This is a genomic window from Hydrogenoanaerobacterium saccharovorans (assembly GCF_003814745.1).
GTDB lineage: Bacteria > Bacillota > Clostridia > Oscillospirales > Ruminococcaceae > Hydrogenoanaerobacterium > Hydrogenoanaerobacterium saccharovorans.
This window is the reverse complement of record NZ_RKRD01000001.1, coordinates 2,040,812-2,058,895: the sequence shown is the minus strand read 5'-3', so window position 1 is coordinate 2,058,895 and position 18,084 is coordinate 2,040,812. Positions and strand designations below refer to the sequence as shown.

21 protein-coding genes are annotated in these 18,084 nt (G+C 42.2%); 10 read left to right on the top strand and 11 right to left on the bottom strand.

The genetic code is table 11. The features are described from left to right. Positions 1–139: 139 nt before the first annotated feature. The 3 genes from EDD70_RS09590 to EDD70_RS09585 all read left to right on the top strand — a co-directional run bounded on the left by EDD70_RS09590 (position 140) and on the right by EDD70_RS09585 (position 2,050). On the top strand, positions 140–460 hold the full coding sequence (locus EDD70_RS09590) for a putative heavy metal-binding protein (protein ID WP_092750675.1): 321 nt from the start codon (positions 140–142) through the stop codon (positions 458–460). 70 nt (positions 461–530) lie between these two features. Then, positions 531–683, top strand: a complete 153-nt coding sequence (locus tag EDD70_RS14925) for a hypothetical protein (protein ID WP_162840754.1) — start codon at positions 531–533, stop codon at positions 681–683. 260 nt (positions 684–943) lie between these two features. After that, positions 944–2,050 carry an HD-GYP domain-containing protein gene (locus EDD70_RS09585; RefSeq protein ID WP_092750679.1) on the top strand — a complete coding sequence of 369 codons (1,107 nt, stop codon included), beginning with the start codon at positions 944–946 and terminating at the stop codon, positions 2,048–2,050. Between the two features lie 95 nt (positions 2,051–2,145). Here the strand turns inward: EDD70_RS09585 and EDD70_RS09580 are convergent, their stop codons facing one another. Further along, positions 2,146–2,421 carry a zinc-ribbon domain containing protein gene (locus tag EDD70_RS09580; RefSeq protein WP_092750681.1) on the bottom strand — a complete coding sequence of 92 codons (276 nt, stop codon included), beginning with the start codon at positions 2,419–2,421 and terminating at the stop codon, positions 2,146–2,148. Between the two features lie 159 nt (positions 2,422–2,580). Here EDD70_RS09580 and EDD70_RS09575 point away from each other — a divergent pair, with 159 nt between their 5' ends. Further along, the gene (locus EDD70_RS09575; RefSeq protein WP_092750683.1) at positions 2,581–3,264 is read left to right on the top strand and encodes a DUF3298 and DUF4163 domain-containing protein; all 684 of its coding nucleotides are present in this window, start codon (positions 2,581–2,583) and stop codon (positions 3,262–3,264) included. Between the two features lie 45 nt (positions 3,265–3,309). Here EDD70_RS09575 and EDD70_RS09570 read toward each other — a convergent pair whose 3' ends face one another. From EDD70_RS09570 to EDD70_RS09545, 6 genes are all read right to left on the bottom strand, one after another. Beyond that, entirely contained in the window at positions 3,310–4,014 is a 705-nt protein-coding gene (locus tag EDD70_RS09570; protein WP_092750685.1) for an ABC transporter ATP-binding protein, read from the bottom strand. 21 nt (positions 4,015–4,035) lie between these two features. Continuing rightward, positions 4,036–4,809, bottom strand: a complete 774-nt coding sequence (locus EDD70_RS09565) for an ABC transporter ATP-binding protein (protein WP_092750687.1) — start codon at positions 4,807–4,809, stop codon at positions 4,036–4,038. Continuing rightward, positions 4,806–5,891 (bottom strand): branched-chain amino acid ABC transporter permease, encoded by a 1,086-nt coding sequence (locus EDD70_RS09560; RefSeq protein ID WP_092750689.1) that lies wholly within the window; start codon positions 5,889–5,891, stop codon positions 4,806–4,808. The genes EDD70_RS09565 and EDD70_RS09560 overlap by 4 nt, the downstream gene beginning before the upstream one ends. A 10-nt stretch (positions 5,892–5,901) precedes the next feature. After that, entirely contained in the window at positions 5,902–6,798 is an 897-nt protein-coding gene (locus EDD70_RS09555) for a branched-chain amino acid ABC transporter permease (RefSeq protein ID WP_092750691.1), read from the bottom strand. A gap of 214 nt (positions 6,799–7,012) precedes the next feature. Beyond that, positions 7,013–8,194 carry an ABC transporter substrate-binding protein gene (locus EDD70_RS09550; protein ID WP_092750693.1) on the bottom strand — a complete coding sequence of 394 codons (1,182 nt, stop codon included), beginning with the start codon at positions 8,192–8,194 and terminating at the stop codon, positions 7,013–7,015. A 309-nt stretch (positions 8,195–8,503) separates the two neighbouring features. After that, positions 8,504–9,139: a cytidylate kinase-like family protein gene (locus EDD70_RS09545; RefSeq protein WP_092750695.1), complete on the bottom strand. Its 636-nt coding sequence runs from the start codon at positions 9,137–9,139 to the stop codon at positions 8,504–8,506. A gap of 214 nt (positions 9,140–9,353) precedes the next feature. Here EDD70_RS09545 and glpK point away from each other — a divergent pair, with 214 nt between their 5' ends. The 3 genes from glpK to EDD70_RS09530 all read left to right on the top strand — a co-directional run bounded on the left by glpK (position 9,354) and on the right by EDD70_RS09530 (position 11,686). Further along, complete coding sequence (gene glpK / locus EDD70_RS09540; protein ID WP_092750697.1) at positions 9,354–10,841, top strand: glycerol kinase GlpK; 1,488 nt, start codon at positions 9,354–9,356, stop codon at positions 10,839–10,841. 124 nt (positions 10,842–10,965) lie between these two features. Continuing rightward, positions 10,966–11,352, top strand: a complete 387-nt coding sequence (locus EDD70_RS09535) for a desulfoferrodoxin family protein (RefSeq protein ID WP_092750699.1) — start codon at positions 10,966–10,968, stop codon at positions 11,350–11,352. 109 nt (positions 11,353–11,461) lie between these two features. Next, complete coding sequence (locus EDD70_RS09530; protein ID WP_092750701.1) at positions 11,462–11,686, top strand: DUF896 domain-containing protein; 225 nt, start codon at positions 11,462–11,464, stop codon at positions 11,684–11,686. A gap of 45 nt (positions 11,687–11,731) precedes the next feature. On the opposite strand, the gene EDD70_RS09525 is transcribed toward EDD70_RS09530, so the two are convergent. Continuing rightward, entirely contained in the window at positions 11,732–12,274 is a 543-nt protein-coding gene (locus tag EDD70_RS09525) for a DUF1836 domain-containing protein (RefSeq protein ID WP_092750703.1), read from the bottom strand. Positions 12,275–12,445: 171 nt separating this feature from the next. Here EDD70_RS09525 and trhA point away from each other — a divergent pair, with 171 nt between their 5' ends. Continuing rightward, positions 12,446–13,099, top strand: a complete 654-nt coding sequence (gene trhA / locus EDD70_RS09520) for a PAQR family membrane homeostasis protein TrhA (protein WP_092750705.1) — start codon at positions 12,446–12,448, stop codon at positions 13,097–13,099. A gap of 35 nt (positions 13,100–13,134) precedes the next feature. Here trhA and EDD70_RS09515 read toward each other — a convergent pair whose 3' ends face one another. Genes EDD70_RS09515 through EDD70_RS09505 form a run of 3 tightly spaced genes read right to left on the bottom strand, consistent with a single transcriptional unit; the run spans position 13,135 to position 15,631 of the window. Then, positions 13,135–14,298, bottom strand: a complete 1,164-nt coding sequence (locus tag EDD70_RS09515; protein ID WP_092750707.1) for an iron-containing alcohol dehydrogenase — start codon at positions 14,296–14,298, stop codon at positions 13,135–13,137. A 26-nt stretch (positions 14,299–14,324) separates the two neighbouring features. Continuing rightward, a complete protein-coding gene (locus EDD70_RS09510; protein ID WP_092750709.1) occupies positions 14,325–15,008 on the bottom strand; it encodes a lysoplasmalogenase family protein in 684 nt (227 codons plus the stop codon). A gap of 2 nt (positions 15,009–15,010) precedes the next feature. Continuing rightward, positions 15,011–15,631 carry a trimeric intracellular cation channel family protein gene (locus tag EDD70_RS09505; protein WP_092750711.1) on the bottom strand — a complete coding sequence of 207 codons (621 nt, stop codon included), beginning with the start codon at positions 15,629–15,631 and terminating at the stop codon, positions 15,011–15,013. A gap of 360 nt (positions 15,632–15,991) precedes the next feature. On the opposite strand from EDD70_RS09505, the gene EDD70_RS09500 reads away from it, so the two are divergent. Further along, entirely contained in the window at positions 15,992–16,276 is a 285-nt protein-coding gene (locus tag EDD70_RS09500; RefSeq protein ID WP_092750713.1) for a co-chaperone GroES, read from the top strand. Between the two features lie 99 nt (positions 16,277–16,375). Continuing rightward, positions 16,376–18,004, top strand: coding sequence for a chaperonin GroEL (groL, locus tag EDD70_RS09495; protein WP_092750715.1), 1,629 nt, complete (start codon positions 16,376–16,378; stop codon positions 18,002–18,004). Positions 18,005–18,084: the final 80 nt, after the last annotated feature.

The window sequence follows — 18,084 nt, the reverse complement described above, 5'->3', positions numbered from 1 at the left end:
GTCAGTAATCGCTTTTCAGGCAGTTAATTCTCAGTATAGATGTACTTAATTTGCAAATACTTTCGTAAAGCTTTTCGCTTTTCTTTCATGCTCGGTTGTGATACAATATTCTAAAATATTAAGATATGGGGGCTTAGCTATGATTTTAACCACTACTCCAACCATTCAGGGGAAAGAAATTATTGAATACAAGAGTATTGTTTTTGGCGAAATTATTTCGGGCGTAGATTTCGTGAGAGATTTTGCCGCAGGTTTGACTAATATTTTTGGGGGACGTTCCAACTCTTACGAAGAAGAATTGATTAATGCTCGTCAGCAGGCATTACAAGAGATGGAGCGCCGTGCTGCAAATTTAGGTGCAAATGCGGTAGTTGGTATTGATGTGGATTACGAAGTTCTGGGTTCGAACAATGGTATGCTTATGGTAACTGCTTCCGGTACGGCGGTGTTATATAAATAGTTTTGTTTAAGTCTGATACTCTACTTTTTTCTTTCTCACACCTATGCTATAATATAAGCGAGGTGACTTTATGATTTATATCTGTTCAAAATGCTTGTTTACCTTTAAACGTAAAGACGAGCCCGATCATTGCCCAAATTGTGGCAGTATAAATATACGTGAGGCAGCAGAAGAAGAAAAATCCAAGTTGAAAGACAATACAAAAGGCGGAGAAACTCAATAGCCCCGTTTTGTGCGCTTGGTTATAGCTAAGTAAGTTGTAGGCGCTTTTTATTACAAGTTTTTATTCCCTCAGTTTACCTGGGTATTCTGAGGGTTTTTGTTTGTTTTTTATACTGGTATTACGACAAGAAAAAACAATTTTTACAAATATTTGACTTCTTTTTTATTTCATAGTAATATTATAAAGTATGTTATAATTTCTTATAATGGTAAAATGTAACTAATTTGCCGTTAAATATATTTACAGTTGGGATTAAAGAAATGATATATGTTCCATTAAAACATTTAAAACCGGGTATGATCCTTGCGCGGGATGTTACCTGCGGATCATGTTTTTTTTCTCTGCTAGTTGCGGGGCAAAAACTATCGTCTTCCATTATAGCTAAACTCGCTAAAAATAATATTCAAGGTGTATATATTCAAAGCCAATTCTGCGGCGATTTAGAAGTGACTGAAGTTGTTGATTCTGAACTGAAACAGACAGTAATTACGGAATTGAAGCATTTTTACAATGATTATGCAAGCCATGCAACCATATCTCTCTCCTCAATCAAAGCTATTTCCAATACCGTTAATGATTTGGTTAATCATATTCTTTCGAAAGAAGAATGTTTAATTAATATTGTCGACATTAAAGATTACGATACCTATACCTACACCCACAGCATGTACGTGTGTATATTATGCATACTTATTGGCATCCAACAATGCTACCCGAAATCGACATTAACAGAGTTAGGTATCTGTGGCCTTTTGCACGATATTGGTAAATTGGATGTTCCGCTGGAGATTATCAATAAAAAAAGCGTACTTACAAATGAAGAATTTAAGGTTATGCAGTCTCACCCCGATAAAGCGGTTGTTCGCCTTAGCCCTTGCCATCAAATATCTTCAGCAGTGCTGAAAGGGATTTTAACCCACCACGAAAAATATAATGGAACCGGTTACCCTCAAGGTCTTATGGGGAAAAACATCCCTTTGTATGGAAGAATTACTGCTTTGGCAGATGTTTATGATGCATTAACTTCGCAAAGGTCTTATCGAAAGGCTTGGTCTTCCAGTGATGCAATCGAGTACATGATGGGCTGTGCCGATACTCATTTTGACTTTGAGCTTTTGCAGTCATTTTTAAAAACAGTTGCTATCTATCCGGTGGGAACGGTTGTAGAGTTGAGCAATGGGTTTATTGCAGTAGTAATACAAAACTCTGCGCAAAATATCTTGCGCCCCAAAATACGCTTGTTGCTTCCCCAAGAGCATACTGGTGAAGAAATAGACCTTGCTGATACCAACAACGAATACTTAAATGTTACAATTAAAGGTGTAGCCGATGATGAAATGGCTTTTCCTGAAATATTGTTTGTTTAGAGAAGAATATAATAAAAGGCGGAGCATTTCTCCGCCTTTTTTACATAAAAAATACACCCCGAAGGGTGTATTCATGTCCTTATTTTAAGCAGAAATTATCTCTGTTTGGAGAAGCAGTCGCTGCAATAAATCGGACGGTCTTCTCTCGGCTGGAAAGGAACTCTTGCCTCACAACCACAAGATGCACATGTAGCAGTGAACATTTCTCTCTGAGAAGAGTTGCCATTGGAATTCTTGCGAGAATTACGGCAAGCTTTGCATCTCTGAGGCTCATTGGTGAAGCCTTTTTCAGCATAAAAATCTTGCTCACCGGCAGTGAAGATAAATTCTGCGCCACAATCTTTACAGATAAGGGTTTTGTCTTGATTCATTAAATGGTATACCTCGTTTTTAAAATATATGCTGAATATATAACATTCAACATTATCTTTAAGTATATACGCAAATACAGCTAATGTCAAGCAAAATAAAAATATAAACGAGCAAACTTTTTATATGCGGCATATGTTGCATATAGGAGGGATTGTAAAATGTTTTACGATAGTGTTTTAATTAAAAGCATTACTATCCAAAGAAAAATGTACTATAAAGAAAATCTTTTGCTGAGTTACAAAATTGAGTACCCGCAATTTGTGTCTGCAAAGTTTCAGTCAGCCGTTATCCGGATGAATGTTCATTACAAAAGAAAAGCACTGGAGTTTCAAAAATACTGTGAAAACAAACTATTTAAAATGGCAGTGGAACAATATGAATATTCTGTAGAAAACGGCTTTCCTGTCAGGGCATTTGAGGCAATTTTAAATTATACGGTTACCTATAATCATGACTGTACGGTGAGTATGTACTTTCAGCAGTATGAGTATACCGGCGGTGCACATGGTAACACCATTCAATACTCAGATACATGGAATTTGCAAGATGCACGCCGCATGAAATTGTGGCAATTTTTCTCTCGTTCTGTAAATTATCGTCACTATATTCTTACGCAAATCAATTTGCAAATCGCAAAGCAAATTGCGAACGGAGAAAATATCTATTTTGATAATTACGAACAAAATGTCGCAAATTATTTTAATCAAGAAAGTTTTTATCTAACACCAAAAGGGGTGGTTGTTTACTTTCAGCAATACGAAATTGCCCCGTACGCAAGCGGAATACCCGAATTTACCATACCATATTTAAAGGGTGTTGTTCTGCGCCCCAGATGCCACTGACACAAGTAATACATGAAAAGAGGGCGGTAACCGCCCTCTTTGTACTTATGCACCCAAATACGCTTTGCGCACTTTGTCGTTTTGCAGCATTTCTTTTGCATCACCGCTCATAACCATATTGCCTGTCTCCAATACATAGGCACGGTTGGCAATTGAGAGCGCCATTTTAGCATTTTGTTCTACCAGCAAAATGGTCATCCCTTTTTTGTTGAGCTCCTTAATAATAGCAAAAATTTCTTTTACCAACAGGGGAGAAAGCCCCATAGATGGTTCATCCATCAAAAGGATTCTGGGTTTACTCATCAGTGCGCGGCCGATAGCCAGCATTTGTTGTTCGCCGCCCGAAAGTGTACCCGCAAGCTGCTTTGCACGCTCTTTTAAGCGGGGGAAATATCCGTAGATATCATCCATATCTTTTTCTATTCCGTCGTTATCATTTCGAATAAACGCACCCATTTCAAGGTTTTCCGCCACTGTCATCTGCGAAAAAATGCGACGACCTTCGGGCACATGCGCCATTCCGAGTTTGACAATTTTTGGGGGCTCAATGGCGAACAGGTCGTTTTCATCTAACACAGCCGAACCGGAGGTGGATTTTATCAGCCCGGTAATTGTTTGCAAAACAGTGGTTTTGCCTGCACCATTTGCCCCGATCAGCGAGACAATCTCACCTTCGTGTACCTCAAGGCTAACCCCATGGATTGCATGAATTGCGCCATAATGCACATTTAAATCTTCAACTTTCAGCATACGATATCACCGCTCCTTTCGTTATTCTTCATCAGCGCCTAGATATGCCCCGATGACCTTAGGATTATTTGCAATTTCAAACGGTGTACCCGCTGCAATAATATGGCCGTAATCAATTACCACAATGCGCTCACACACGCTCATAACAAGGCTCATATCGTGCTCAATCAGTAAAATTGAGATTTGGAATTTTTCACGGATTGTTTGGATCGCATCCATCAGCTCTACGGTTTCGGTTGGATTCATGCCTGCCGCGGGTTCGTCTAGCAGCAATATTTTTGCACCGGTTGCCAGTGCGCGGGCAATCTCTAATTTACGCTGCTGGCCATAGGGCAGGTTTGCGGCAACGTGGTCGGCATAGTCTTCCATTTTAAACACACGTAACAGCTGACGTGCTTTTTCATCAATGGCAAGTTCTTCTTTCCAATAAGCAGAAGTGCGGAAAATGCCCTGTAAAACAGAATATTTCATATTCTGATTAAATGCAACTTTTACATTATCCAACACAGTTAATTCTTTAAACAAGCGGATATTTTGAAAGGTTCTCGCAATGCCTGCAGCAACCATCTGATGAGGCTTTTTGCCTGTCATGGGTTTACCATCGAGATAAATAGCGCCTTCGGTAGGCTGATATACTCCGGTAAGCAGATTGAATACAGTGGTTTTGCCCGCGCCGTTGGGCCCGATTAAACCAACCAGTTCGCTTTTGCCGATTTCAACATGAAAGTCTTCAACTGCTTTCAAACCGCCAAAGGTGATGCCCAGATGTTCCACTTTTAAAACAGGTTCTTTCATGCCTCGGCACCGTCCTTTCCGTCTTTCTTTTGCTTGGGTTGAGTTTTTTGAGTGAGATGTTTCAGCAGTTTGGTAAGTGAAAACTCATAACTGCCAAACAAACCGGAGGGCTTAAAGATCATAACAACGATAAGTGCCAGCGAGTACACCAGCATGCGGTACTGCGAAAAGCTGCGCAATGCCTCGGGCAATACGGTAAGCCCCAATGCCGCTACAATCGAACCTGTGACCGAGCCCAAACCGCCTAAAACCACAATTACAAGAATATCGATAGACTTTAAAAAGTTAAACGTTTTTGCGCCCAAAACCGCCATCTGCTGGGCGTAGATAGCACCGGCGATGCCTGCAAAGAATGCCGACATAGTGAAAGCCATAACCTTGTAATAGGTGTTTGAAACGCCGCATGCCTCCGATGCAATGTCGTCTTCACGGATTGCTTTGATGGCTCTGCCGTGCCGTGAATGCGCAAAAGCAAATATAATTGCAATAATAGCCGCCGTTACCCAGTAAACGCTGCCAAAGCTTGCAAGGCGGGGGATGCTGCGCAGACCTTGTGCGCCGCCTGTAAACGAAACATTTTCGATGACAACGCGAATGATTTCACCAAAACCCAATGTGATAATCGCAAGGTAGTCGCCCTTTAGGCGCAGAGCGGGGATGCCGACGATTAAGCCGAAAACAGAAGCGACCAAACCGCCAATGAACAGAGACAGCAAGAAAAAACCGTACCCTGCGGCGGTGGGCACCTTGGTTGCTTTATCTATTAAAACTATTCCCGTACTCTGTACATATTTTACAAATAGTGCAGCGGAATATGCACCCACAGACATAAAGCCTGCATGCCCCAAAGCAATCTGCCCCAGCAGACCGGTGGCTATAATAAGCGATACTGCCAATATAATGTTAATCATCACAAGCATGATGACACCTGTGATATATTTATCAATAATACCTGTCGAAATCAATAAGGTTAAAACAGCAAATAACGCAGCCACTGCTGCCAGATTTACCAAATAGGATTGATAAGTTTGTTTTTGTGATAAAGACTGCCCCAAAGCAGGCTTTTCAGATTTTGTTTTCATGGTATGTCACCTACACTTTCTCTCCAACATTTTTGCCCAGAATTCCGGTTGGCTTAACCAAAAGCACAATAATCAGAATACTGAATACGACAGCATCTGCCAGTTGGGAGGATATGTATGCTTTCGTCATACTCTCTACAAGACCGATGACAAACCCGCCGAGCATAGCGCCCGGGATGATGCCGATACCACCGAGAACCGCTGCAATAAATGCCTTTAGACCAAGCATAGAGCCCATGTAAGGGTCTGCAAGGGGATAAGCAGAGCAATACATGACTGCTGCAATCGCAGCAAGACCTGAGCCGATAGCAAAGGTAACAGAAATTGTGGTATTGGAGTTGATACCCATTAATATAGAAGCACCGCTGTCTTCGGATACCGCACGCATTGCCTTGCCCATTTTTGTGTTTTTTACAAACATCTGCAAAGCAAGCATGGTAATAACCGATACAACAATCGTAAATACGGTTACACCGCTGAACTGAACCCCGCCCCAATTAAACTGGTTTTTGTCAAACACCGCGGGGAATGGCTTTGGTGACGAAGAGAATACAAGCATAAATAAGTTTTCTAACAGCAAGCTCACCGCAATTGCGGTAATCAGCGCAGTTATTCGCGGAGAGTTACGCAAGGGTTTGTAGGCCACGCGCTCGGTTAAAACGCCCAGTAACGAGCATGCTACCACGGCAAACACAACGCAAAGCCATGCAGGCAGCCCCATACTTAGCAGTAACGGGATGGAGAACAGAGAAACATAGGCACCTACCATAATAAAATCTCCATGCGCAAAGTTTATTAGCTTTACAATGCCGTATACCATCGTATAGCCCAATGCGACGAGAGCGTAGATGCTGCCAACCTGTACTCCGTTGATGATTTGGTTGATAAATAGAATTAAATCGTCCATTTGGCACCTTACCTTTCCATGCGGGGATTTAAAATTGTTGTTACGACAAACAAATGTATTAAAACTTATTTTACACTAATATAAGCAAAAATACTATAAAACGTTGAATAAATATATGTTGTTTTAATATAAATTTTTTAATTTTGTCGCTATAATAAACACAAGATGGGGCAGAGCATGTTTGCTCTGCCCCACCTGCTTTTTGTCAAAATGATTATTCGGCAGTTACTTTGGAATCAAAGTTTGCCTCGCCATCCATAAGCTTGAGAATGGTAGCATCTTTAATGGGGTTGTTGTTTTCATCAAACGTAATATTACCGGTAACGCCTTTGAACTGGATTGCTTTCATAGCATCGACAATGGCTTGAGCGTCGGTACTACCTGCAGTAGTAATTGCCTGCGTCATCATATAAGCTGCATCGTAGCCGAGTGCTGCAAAAGCATTGGGCGTTTCGCCGTATTTTTCAGTGTAAGCTTTTACAAAACCGGCAACTTTTTCGTCGGTATCCTGTGCAGAGTAGTGATTGGAAATGTAGGAGCCGTTGACCACAGATTTGTTTGCATCATCCAAAGTGCCCAATACACCATCCCAGCCATCGGCACCCAGCATCGGGCCGGTAAAACCAACTTCGCGAGCTTGTGAAGCAATTAGGGCAACCTTGGTGTAGTAATCGGGTACAAACAAAGCATCAGGTTTAGTAGACGCAATTTTTGTGAGCTGTGATTTAAAATCCTTATCATCAGCACCGTAAGCTTCCTTAATTGCAATATTAACACCTTTTGAGGCTGCCATTTCTTCAAACGCCGCTACCAAACCTGTAGAATAGTCGTCAGAAGTATTGTAGATAATAGCGATATTTTTTGCCTTCAGGTTTTCAGCCGCGAACTTTGCCATAATTCTGCCCTGAAATGGGTCTGTAAAGCAGGTTCTGAAAACGTTTGGGCCGTAGGTGGTGATAGGGAGTGCTGTACCGGTTGCGGTAATCATCGGCAGCCCGTCGGCAGCGGCAAGCTCTGCTACCGCCATAGTGGGTTTTGAGGTAACATCGCCGAGCAATGCAACCATGCCTTTGCTCATCAGTTTGTTATAACCGTTTACAGCCTCGGATACATCGCCTTTTTCGTCCTCTATCATAAGCTCAATTTGGCTGCCCAAAATGCCGCCTGCTTTATTAATTTCTTCTATAGCCAGTTCAATACCATTTTTTGCTGCAACACCGTAAACCGAAACCTCGCCGGTAAGGGGAGCAAGCACACCTAATTTGAGTGCCTCACCAGAAGCAGGGGCAGAAGATCCGGTAGCGGAACCATCACTGCTGTTGGATTTGGAAGCACAACCGGTAACCATTCCTGCTGCAATAACAGTGGCAAGAGCCATTGCAAGTAACTTTTTCATGTCTGATTTTCCTCCTTATTGGGTTTTATTGAAGTAGACCGCATTAGCACTTTCGCAAGTTAAACTTTAACAGTTGCTCACATTACAGTGGTAAAGTGTTACTTGTTTGTATTATAGAGCAATTGTAATGAGAATACAATATCTTATTTATATAATCATATACTGTTTTAATCGGAGTTTTTTAGACATATTCATAAATTGTACAAAAAAATAGGTGAATATTTTAACAATACACAATGTTCTTACTGTTTTTAAACAAAAAATCAGACAGTCTTTTAGACTGTCTGACGAAAGAACTTCTTATTTGAATTAGGAATCTTTACTTGCACGATGTTCTGCAAACGCGGCGATTACTTCGGCTGCGTTGTCTAATCCAATAAAATCGCTGTTCAAAGCAAGATGGTAATTTTCTGCACGTCCCCACTTATAGCTGGCATAATAATCGTGGTAGGTGGCGCGGCGTTTATCGGTTTTCAGCACAAGCTGCTCGGCTTTTTCAGCCGGAATATTGTAACGCTCAATGACACGTTTTAACCGGCTGCGCATATCGGAGTGAACAAATACGTGGATTGCATCGGGATTATCGGCAAGAATATAATCGGCACAGCGGCCTACAATTACGCACGAGCCTTTTGCCGCTATATCGCGGATAACCTTAGACTGGAACACATAAATACGATCATTCAGTGTCATACCGCTCAATCCGTCCGCCCGCCCTGCTGCAGAAGAATACATACCAAGCGAAAGCGAATAGAGCAAGCTGCTGGATGCCGATTCGTCTGCATTTTTAAATACATCCTCGTCAAAGCCGCTCTCTTTTGCTGCAAGCGAAATAAGTTCCTTGTCATAGAAGGGGATATTAAGACGTTCTGCAAGCATTTTGCCAATCGTTCTCCCTCCGCTGCCAAATTGTCTGCTGATGGTAATGATGGTGTTGCGCTTCATAAAAGTCCCGCCCTTCCATTAAATTAAACTTATCTATATTGTACCTTATTACGGTAAAAAAGCAAGGCTTGGGGTGCAATCAATCGTACGATAACTTAATTTGTTGACAAAATTTTCATACAAGAGTATCATTTAATTGTAAAAATTACCGGCATCGGGCAAATCCATACGAAAAGGTGCCTGTTGCCTTTTTAATTAATGCGGGGTGTTACAGATGAAAAAATATGTAATCTCACTCGACCAAGGGACAACCAGTTCGAGGGCGATTATTTTTGATAATCAGCAAAATGTAATAGGTATGGCGCAAAAAGAATTTACACAAATCTATCCCGAGGGTGGATTTGTAGAACATGACCCTATGGAAATTTATGCGTCACAGTATGGCGTTATGAATGAGGTGCTTGCCAAAAGCGGCATTGATGTGCGCGAAATTGCGGCAATCGGTATCACCAATCAACGAGAAACCACGATTGTATGGGATAAAAACACCGGAAAGCCCGTTTACAATGCCATCGTCTGGCAGTGCAGGCGCACAGCCCCAATCTGTGAGCAGTTACGCCAAGCGGGGTTGGCTGACTATGTAAAAGAGAACACAGGGTTGATTATTGATGCCTATTTTTCCGGTACAAAAATAAAATGGATTTTAGATAACGTAGAGGGAGCACGCGAGCGGGCGCAGCGCGGCGAACTGCTGTTTGGTACGGTTGACAGTTGGCTGATTTGGAAACTTACGGGCGGCGCGATCCATATTACCGACTATACCAACGCTTCTCGAACGATGATTTATAATATTAAGCAGCTTTGTTGGGATAAAACCTTGTGCGATGCATTGGATATTCCTATGTGTATGCTGCCCGAAGTACATAGCAGCAGCGAAGTTTACGGCAGTGTGAATATTCAAGGTGTTCAAGTACCTATTGCGGGTGCTGTTGGCGACCAGCAGGCGGCTTTGTTCGGTCAGGCTTGTTTTGAAAAGGGTGAGGCGAAAAACACCTATGGTACAGGCTGCTTTTTGCTGATGAACATCGGTGAAGAATTTTACCCGAGTAAAAATGGTTTGCTTACCACCATTGCCATAAGCTTAAACGGCAAGGTGCAGTATGCGTTGGAGGGCAGCGTGTTTGTAGGCGGAGCAGTGATACAGTGGCTGCGCGATGAGCTGCGGTTTATCGTAGAATCTGCCGATTCTGAATATTTTGCATCCAAAGTAAAAGATAACGGCGGGGTATATATTGTACCTGCATTTACGGGGTTAGGGGCGCCTCATTGGGATATGTACGCCCGCGGGACGATTTTTGGACTGACACGCGGGTCGAACTGCAACCATATCATCCGTGCGGCGTTGGAATCCATTGCGTATCAGACAAAAGATGTACTGGATGCTATGGTGCAAGACACAGGCATTGCACTGGAGGAGCTGCGTGTGGACGGCGGTGCATCTGCTAATAATACGTTGATGCAGTTTCAGGCAGACATCATTTCTCGTACGGTGCGCCGCCCTAAAATTCGCGAAACAACAGCATTGGGTGCAGCTTATTTAGCAGGGCTTGCTACCGGTGTATGGGGTAGTTTGGATGAAATTCGGTCACAATGGACATTAGACAAAGTGTTTGTACCTGCGATGAACGCGGACACCTGTGAAAAGCTGATGAAGAACTGGCACAAAGCGGTTGAACGTGCAAAAGGGTGGGCGGACATATAATATTTACATTTTAAGTCTTCCTTTTTGGTATATAATCTGATATACTAATATTAGGCAAAACAAACTAAATAGATTTTATTTTGCAACCCAATATAGATTATATTTTTGTAAGGAGGAAATCTTAATGAGCACAGAACAGAAATTTTTTATTTGTAAGCACTGCGGAAATTTGATTGGAATGATCAATAATGCAGGTGTCAAAATGATGTGTTGCGGTGAACCAATGGAAGAATTGACACCGAACACCACCGATGCTTCTCAGGAAAAACATGTTCCTGTTATTGAAGTGAAAGGTGATACCGTAACGGTTAAAATCGGTAGTGCACCGCATCCAATGCTAGAGGAGCACCACATTACTTGGATTTACCTGCAAACAGAGCAAGGCGGTCAGCGCAAAGAGCTTACAGTGGGCGGCGACCCATCCGCAACATTTGCTTTAACAGACGGGGACAAGCCAGTAGCTGCATTTGAATATTGCAACTTGCATGGCTTATGGAAAGCAAGTATTTAACAAAAGTACACAAAACAGCTGCTAAAAATTTTGGCAGCTGTTTTTTGTTTGCTCAAAGTGTTGCTGCGTGATATACTAAAAACAATAAATTGGGTGTAGGAGATTACAAATGATTGATCAAAAAATGATTGACCGAATCAACGAGCTGGCACGCAAATCACGTGAAGGGCAATTGACTGACGATGAAAAGAAGGAGCAGCAGGAACTGCGCCAAAAGTATATTGAGGCTTATCGTGAAAGTATGAAAGCGCAATTAAACAGCATCGTTTTGGTAGATGAGCATGGCAATAGAACAAAACTGAAACCAAAAAAGCCAAATATTCCTCACAGCTGAAACATCCCCCGCGATATTTATCGCGGGGGATGTTTCATGTATACATTAATTACAATTGTCAATAATTTCTTCACAGAGGCGTTTCATGTAATTGCCAAGCGAAGACATTGCCAACACAAGCAAGAGCTTTCGATGTGTTTCATCCAACCCGTCAAACTCATTTGCACCCAATAAAGTTTGCAGCAGTACAGGGGTTTCTTTACGCAATGAATTTTTGGTGGTGAGAAAGCGGTCATACAGTTCGGTAATCTCCCCGTCGCCGTTTGTCGCATTCAATACCGATTTAATATCCTGTATGGAGAGCGTTTGTTTTAAATTGTAAATCAGCAAAATTTGAATAATGTGCTCTTTCGAATACTTTTTGCCTTTAATTTGGTGCAGCAAACCCTCTTTACTGTAGTTGTTAATCATTGTCTTGGTAAGCAGCTTATCTTCTGGGCGGCGTTTATTACCCGAAAGCTTGCCTTCAAACAAGGTAATAATTTGGTCCATATACAAATCAATGTCGGGTATTTCTGTACTGTGAATATCACTGTCGCACAATACTTTATTTACAAAGCCGTTAAGCTCGGTATTTTGCAGCTCCATTCTAGTTTTCCTCCTCAAGCCGAATAAAACAACCTTTACTGCTATTAGTTTACAGTATAATTGTAAAATTTTCAACATGTGCTTGATGTTTCTATTTTAAGTGGTATTATTATTAATATAAAGTAGTAACAATAACTACATATTGAAGTAATGGAGAGGTGTATTGGCAACATGACAAACTATATTAAAAAAGCGAGAGAGCCTATCAGTAGTTTTACGCATTTGATTGGTGCAATTATTTCGGGACTGGGGCTGGTGCTTCTGCTTGTAAAAACAATTGCTTTGTCTGAATTATCTTTGGTAAATATAGTATCATCGGCTTTGTTTGGTTTATCGTTAATAGCCTTATATACCGCAAGTACCGTGTACCATTTCTCCAATGCCAGCGGCAAAACAGTACTGATGCTGCGAAAGCTTGACCACTCGATGATATTTGTACTGATAGCCGGTACTTACACTCCAATTATGCTTAACTTTTTGCCCAGCCCGCGCAATATAGCGTTTACTGTGTTTATTTGGGTGTTTGCAGCGGTGGGAATCACCCTTAAATTATGTTGGTTTGGTGCTCCGCGTTGGCTGCAGACGGTGATGTATTTAACAATGGGGTGGGCGATACTGCTGGATGTTTCGGTGTTTCAGCGTATGAGTGCGGGTGCGTTAACCCTGTTGATTCTCGGAGGTGCCAGCTACACAATCGGCGGCATCATCTATATGATTAAGAAACCCAATATTTCGCGGCGATTTGGTTTTCATGAGCTGTTTCACATTTTTGTTCTGATTGGCAGTTTATTTCATTTTCTGCTTGTATTTCGTTATATAGCATAAAAAAAAGAGGGCGCATATGCGCCCTCTTTTTAACCTTACAGTGCCAATTTATATATTTCGTAAACATCATCTGCGGTGAGTTTTTTAAAGTTGCCGTCCGGCCCGTTTGCACAGCATTTTTCTGCCATAATGCGAAGATTTTTGTCATCGATGGAAACATCGCTCAGGCGTGTTGGCATGCCGATTTCTTTATACCAGCGCTCCAGTCGGCGGATACCCTCCGCGACGATAAGTTCTTTTTCACCAAATGCAAAATCCACGTCAAACACGCGAACCGCAAACTGTACAAAACGGTCCATATCTTCGTGGCATACATATTTTTGCCATGCGGGGAATACAATGGCAAGCCCTGCACCATGTGCAATGTCGTAGATGGCGCTCAATTCGTGCTCAATGTGGTGTGATGCCCAGTCGCCGATACGTCCGGTATTAAGCAGATTGTTGTGTGCAACAGTACCTGCCCACATTACCTCTGCACGTGCATGATAATCGGTTGGGTTTGCCAGTACCAGCGGAGTATTGTTGATGATGGTCTTCATGGTTGCTTCGATCAAGCGGTCGGTGAAATCAACATGATCTACCTTTGTGAAGTAACGTTCCATCAGATGCGCAAGTATATCCGATGCCCCACAGGCGGTTTGATAGTCGGGAAGAGAATATGTAAACTCGGGGTTCATAATAGCGAATTTAGGGATGACGTGCTCACTGCCGAACGAGCGTTTGAGCAGCCCGTCTTCTTTTGTGATAACCGAACCGTCGCTCGACTCGCTGCCTGCCGCAGGGATGGTGAGTACAACGCCTACAGGCAAAGCTTGCTGAACATCTGCCTTACCCTCAAAGAAATCCCAAACATCCCCATTGTACAAAGCACCTGCGGCAACTGCTTTGCCTGTATCAATCGAGCTGCCTCCGCCAACAACCAAAACAGAATCCAGTTTCTGTTCTTTACACAGGCGAATTCCCTCGTTTACAAGACCGAGGCGCGGGTTGGGTTTTACGCCGCTCAGCTCGGTAAAATAAATGCCTGCATCATTCAAAGCTTTGACAACTTTATCGTATAGCCCGATGCGCTTGATAGAGCCGCCCCCATAAACAAACAGTACACGGCTGCCGAGCTTTTTCATTTCACTGCCGACCTGATCTTCTGTTCCTTTACCGAATATAATACGTGCGGGGTTGTAGTAAGTAAAGTTAATCATTGTAAATACTCCTTTATTTTTAAATATTATATGCCGCCAAACAGTACGCTCAGTGCAATCAATGTTTGCCCTGTGTAATATACCACTGCGCTTACTGCATACAAAACAGGATGTGATTTTTCACGAAACAGGATGAATGCGTAAATTATATTTGAAACAAGAAACAAGCCTGCACCTGTTGCCACCATGATATTGCGAATCGAAGTATAATGCCCGCCGTACAGCAGCGACAAAGATTTTACAAACATCAGTGTCATTGCCATAGCATAGGCAAATACGTAATTGTCCATATTAAGAAAATCCAAATGCATTGTTTTAGCTAGAATCACCAGCAGGATTAAAATTGCCGCTGTTGCAAAAAAATCCAACGAATATACCCCTGTAATACGGCAGAACAAAACCAAAAAGGCAATATGTGCGGTGAAAAATGCGCTTAATGCATAAACAAAGTAGTTGATGCCGAGAGAATCGTGTTTTGCTATTTCCAAAAAAACATCACCAAAAGTGCATAAAATCAATGCAATAATAGTAAAAACAAAATAACTTAAATTGCCGTTGCCTGCCCAATGTGCCAGTATTGCAATTGCAATAAACACCGCGCTGGTAAATGCTTTTAAAACGACTCTGGTAAGCAATCGGCAGCGATATACTGAGTAAATGTAAAAACTTAAACTGATAAGCATCAGCGGCAGAAGCAGATAGGTAACCACGATTAATGCTCCTCTCGATGGCTAATTTGTTTAATTTTAGGTAAATTAAAACTAAAATATACACTTGCAAGGCGAAATATAATCACAAATGCAATACAGATATAACCGGTGACAAGCTGCCCCGCAAAGCGATACAATGCCCAAAACAGCAATGCCCCTGTCAGCGATGCTGTTGCATAGATTTCTTTACGAAAAATAGTGGGGACGCGGCTGCACAAAACATCGCGTATTACACCGCCGCCTACCGCGGTGATAACTGCCACAAAAACAAAAGCCAGCAAATTATAGTGCGATGCAATTGCCTTCATGCACGTATCCACCGTGAATACAGCAAGACCGATTGCATCCATAATAGTGATGATAAACGTCCATTTATGATAGTTTTTAAGAAAAATTACTAGAGTTGCGGCGATCAAAATAATAAAAAACGAGCGGTAACTCGAAAAAAACACAGGTACACCCCGGCTCATCACCACATCGCGCGTAATACCTCCGCCCATAGCAGTAATGATTGCAAGTGTATATATCCCGAATAAATCCATATTCTTTTGAATAGCCACATATGCGCCCGACATGGCAAATGCAAATACCCCAATACTTTCAAGAACCGTCAATACACCCATAATTTTTTCCATCCTTCAAAAAACCTACTTCTATTTCATCACATAAACAAGAAAAATGCAATATGATTTGTTGCGCGGACAAGAATTTTTCATAGTATTGAAGCATAGCTATCGTAGTATTGCTGCAGCTACCTTGCTGTATTGAGCAGGTAAGGCGTATTTTTTTGCATACAAGCATTGATTTCTGGCAGAAACGCTAGCAATTTTTACAAATATGTTAACTTTTATAGATTTTTATTAAAAATTAAAAATATCTATTGCAATTTTAGAAAAAATGATTAGAATAGTATTTAGCACTCCAATATAAAGAGTGCTAAACAAATTGTCTAAAAAATATTTATATAATTGGAGGAGTAAAAAATGACAATCAAACCTCTTGCAGACAGAGTTGTAATCAAAATGGTTGAGGCAGAAGAAACCACAAAAAGCGGTATCATTCTTGCCGGCGCAGCAAAAGAGAAACCACAGGTGGCTGAGGTTGTAGCAGTTGGCCCGGGCGGAGTTGTTGACGGCAAAGAAGTAAAAATGTACCTAAAAGTTGGCGATAAGGTTCTCATGAGTAAATATTCCGGCACCGAGGTAAAAATTGACGGCAACGAGTATACTATTCTTCGTCAAGACGATATCCTTGCAATTGTAGAATAAGCATACAAATTAACGTAAACATTTAGGGCTAAACCCCTATTTTACCACAAACAAAATGCGAAACGCACAACACACTAACATTATTAGGAGGAATTTACTATGGCAAAAAAGATTATTTACGGTGAAGAAGCCAGAAAAGCGCTTCAGGCCGGTATTGATAAGCTTTCTGATACCGTCAAAATAACAATTGGCCCCAAAGGACGTAACGTTGTTCTTGACAAAAAATTCGGCGCACCCCTTATTACCAATGATGGTGTAACCATTGCCAAAGAGATTGAACTGGAAGATGCATACGAAAATATGGGCGCACAGCTTGTGAAAGAGGTTGCTACCAAAACCAACGATGCTGCCGGTGACGGTACCACAACCGCAACACTGCTTGCACAGGCATTGGTACGTGAGGGTATGAAAAACGTTGCTGCCGGTGCAAACCCCATGATCGTTAAAAAAGGTATGGCAAAAGCAGTGGAAGCTGCAGTTGCATCTGTAATTGAAAACTCGAAAATGGTTTCGGGCTCGGCAGATATTGCAAGAGTTGCTACCGTTTCTTGCGGAGATGAAACAATCGGAACCCTTATCAGCGAGGCTATGGACAAGGTGTCTGCCGACGGCGTTATCACCATTGAAGAATCTAAAACGGCAGAGACCTACAGCGAAGTTGTTGAGGGTATGCAGTTTGACCGCGGTTATGTTTCCCCCTACATGGTTACCGATACCGAGAAGATGGAAGCTGTTATCGATGATGCTCTCATCCTCATCACAGATAAAAAAATCTCTGCAATTCAAGAGATTCTCCCTCTGCTTGAGCAAATTGTACAGTCCGGTAAAAAACTGGTTATTATCGCCGAGGATATTGAGGGGGAAGCACTTACCACTTTGCTCGTAAACAGATTGCGCGGTACCTTTACATGCGTTGCTGTAAAAGCCCCCGGCTTTGGCGACAGACGTAAAGAGATGCTCCGTGATATTGCTACACTGACAGGCGGTCAGGTTATCAGCGAAGAGTTGGGTCTTGACCTCAAAGAAACCACTATGGATCAGCTTGGACGTGCACGTCAGGTTAAAGTTCAAAAAGAGAACACCATCATTGTGGGCGGTGCAGGCGATTCGAACGAAATCAAAGCCCGCGTTGCACAAATTCGTGCTCAAATCGAAACCACAACGTCTGAATTTGATAAAGAGAAGCTGCAAGAGCGCCTTGCAAAATTGGCAGGCGGCGTAGCAGTTATCAAAGTAGGTGCTGCTACCGAAATTGAAATGAAAGAGAAAAAACTCCGCATAGAGGATGCTTTGGCTGCAACAAAAGCTGCAGTGGAAGAGGGCATCGTTGCAGGCGGCGGCGTAGCACTGATTAACGCAATTCCTGCTGTTGAGAAAATCCTCAACAACTGCGAGGGCGACGAAAAAACAGGTGTTAGAATTGTTGCCAAAGCGTTGGAAGAGCCTATTCGCCAAATTGCTGTTAACGCAGGTGTTGACGGCTCGGTGATCATTGATAAAATTAAACGTTCCCGCAAGGTTGGTTACGGCTACGATGTTTACAAAGAATTGTACTGTGATATGATTCCTGCCGGCATCGTTGACCCAACCAAGGTAACACGTTCTGCTTTGCAAAATGCTGCATCGGTTGCTTCGATGGTTCTCACCACCGAGAGCTTGGTTGCAGATATTAAAGAGGAAAACCCCGCACCTGCAATGCCTGCAGGCGGTATGGGCGGCATGTACTAATCGCCGGTTAGTAAGCCGAAAAACTATATTTAAAAGCAAAAGACCATCTGCTCTCTGTGCAGATGGTCTTGCGTTTTTAA

Excerpts from the sequence above, each read along its gene's own strand:
- EDD70_RS09550 (WP_092750693.1), bottom strand. The coding sequence starts at position 8,194 with ATGAAAAAGTTACTTGCAATGGCTCTTGCCACTGTTATTGCAGCAGGA.
- EDD70_RS09565 (WP_092750687.1), bottom strand. The coding sequence starts at position 4,809 with ATGAAAGAACCTGTTTTAAAAGTGGAACATCTGGGCATCACCTTTGGC.
- glpK (WP_092750697.1), top strand. The coding sequence starts at position 9,354 with ATGAAAAAATATGTAATCTCACTCGACCAAGGGACAACCAGTTCGAGG.
- EDD70_RS09515 (WP_092750707.1), bottom strand. The coding sequence starts at position 14,298 with ATGATTAACTTTACTTACTACAACCCCGCACGTATTATATTCGGTAAA.
- EDD70_RS09545 (WP_092750695.1), bottom strand. The coding sequence starts at position 9,139 with ATGAAGCGCAACACCATCATTACCATCAGCAGACAATTTGGCAGCGGA.
- EDD70_RS09500 (WP_092750713.1), top strand. The coding sequence starts at position 15,992 with ATGACAATCAAACCTCTTGCAGACAGAGTTGTAATCAAAATGGTTGAG.
- groL (WP_092750715.1), top strand. The coding sequence starts at position 16,376 with ATGGCAAAAAAGATTATTTACGGTGAAGAAGCCAGAAAAGCGCTTCAG.
- EDD70_RS09580 (WP_092750681.1), bottom strand. The coding sequence starts at position 2,421 with ATGAATCAAGACAAAACCCTTATCTGTAAAGATTGTGGCGCAGAATTT.
- EDD70_RS09560 (WP_092750689.1), bottom strand. The coding sequence starts at position 5,891 with ATGAAAACAAAATCTGAAAAGCCTGCTTTGGGGCAGTCTTTATCACAA.
- EDD70_RS09525 (WP_092750703.1), bottom strand. The coding sequence starts at position 12,274 with ATGGAGCTGCAAAATACCGAGCTTAACGGCTTTGTAAATAAAGTATTG.
- EDD70_RS09590 (WP_092750675.1), top strand. The coding sequence starts at position 140 with ATGATTTTAACCACTACTCCAACCATTCAGGGGAAAGAAATTATTGAA.
- EDD70_RS14925 (WP_162840754.1), top strand. The coding sequence starts at position 531 with ATGATTTATATCTGTTCAAAATGCTTGTTTACCTTTAAACGTAAAGAC.
- trhA (WP_092750705.1), top strand. The coding sequence starts at position 12,446 with ATGACAAACTATATTAAAAAAGCGAGAGAGCCTATCAGTAGTTTTACG.
- EDD70_RS09530 (WP_092750701.1), top strand. The coding sequence starts at position 11,462 with ATGATTGATCAAAAAATGATTGACCGAATCAACGAGCTGGCACGCAAA.
- EDD70_RS09575 (WP_092750683.1), top strand. The coding sequence starts at position 2,581 with ATGTTTTACGATAGTGTTTTAATTAAAAGCATTACTATCCAAAGAAAA.
- EDD70_RS09585 (WP_092750679.1), top strand. The coding sequence starts at position 944 with ATGATATATGTTCCATTAAAACATTTAAAACCGGGTATGATCCTTGCG.
- EDD70_RS09535 (WP_092750699.1), top strand. The coding sequence starts at position 10,966 with ATGAGCACAGAACAGAAATTTTTTATTTGTAAGCACTGCGGAAATTTG.
- EDD70_RS09570 (WP_092750685.1), bottom strand. The coding sequence starts at position 4,014 with ATGCTGAAAGTTGAAGATTTAAATGTGCATTATGGCGCAATTCATGCA.
- EDD70_RS09505 (WP_092750711.1), bottom strand. The coding sequence starts at position 15,631 with ATGGGTGTATTGACGGTTCTTGAAAGTATTGGGGTATTTGCATTTGCC.
- EDD70_RS09555 (WP_092750691.1), bottom strand. The coding sequence starts at position 6,798 with ATGGACGATTTAATTCTATTTATCAACCAAATCATCAACGGAGTACAG.